Source organism: Kitasatospora sp. NPDC041988, assembly GCF_055588525.1.
Map to the genome: position 1 here is coordinate 97,501 of NZ_JBVJCO010000035.1, position 923 is coordinate 98,423.

Below are 923 nucleotides of genomic sequence, written 5' to 3' on the forward strand. Positions count from 1 at the left end.
GTGCTCCCGGCGCCCCCGGTGCGAATGGCTCGCCGGGTGCGAACGGGTTGCCCGGTGCGAACGGTTCGCCGGGTGCGAATGGCTCGCCGGGTGCGAACGGTTCGCCGGGTGCGAATGGCTCGCCGGGTGCGAACGGTTCGCCGGGTGCCAATGGCTCGCCGGGTGCGAACGGTTCGCCGGGTGCGAACGGTTCGCCGGGTGCCAATGGCTCGCCGGGTGCGAACGGTTCGCCGGGTGCCAATGGCTCGCCCGGTGCGAACGGCTCGCCCGGTGCTCCCGGCCCGGCGGGTCCGGCGGGTCCGGCAGGTCCGGCGGGTCCGGCGGGTCCGGCGGGTCCGGCGGGGCCACCCCAGTCTCCTGGTCACGGCGACCAGGGGCACGGTGGTCATGAGCACGGTGATCACGGGAACGGCCCGGGCAACCACAGCAACGCCCCGGTCGGTCACGGCAATGACCAGGGCAACCACAGCAACGCCCCGGTCGGTCACGGCAATGACCAGGGCAACCACAGCAACGCCCCGGTCGGTCACGGCAATGACCAGGGCAACCACGGCAACGCCCCGGTCGGTCACGAGCAGGGCGCTCCCGTTCAGCACCAGGGGTCGGATCAGGCACTCGCCGCCACCGGCTCGGACGGATCCGTCGGCATCGCGGTCGGTTCGGCGATTGCCGTCGCCCTGGGAGGCGCACTCGTCGTCCTCGTGAGGCGAAGCGGACGAGCCGCAGCCCGCCGGCGGCATTGACCCTGGCAGGGGTGAACACCCAGCATCCCCAGTGGGGTTGCCTCCTGATCATCGACTGACGCCGCGTCGCTCGCCGGTGGCGGGGCGGGGGGGGTTTCGGGGGGGGGCGGAGGGTGTTGGGTTGTTGTGTTCGTTGTCGCGCGCTAGGGGCGGGGGGGGACAGCACGGAGGGGGAAAAGG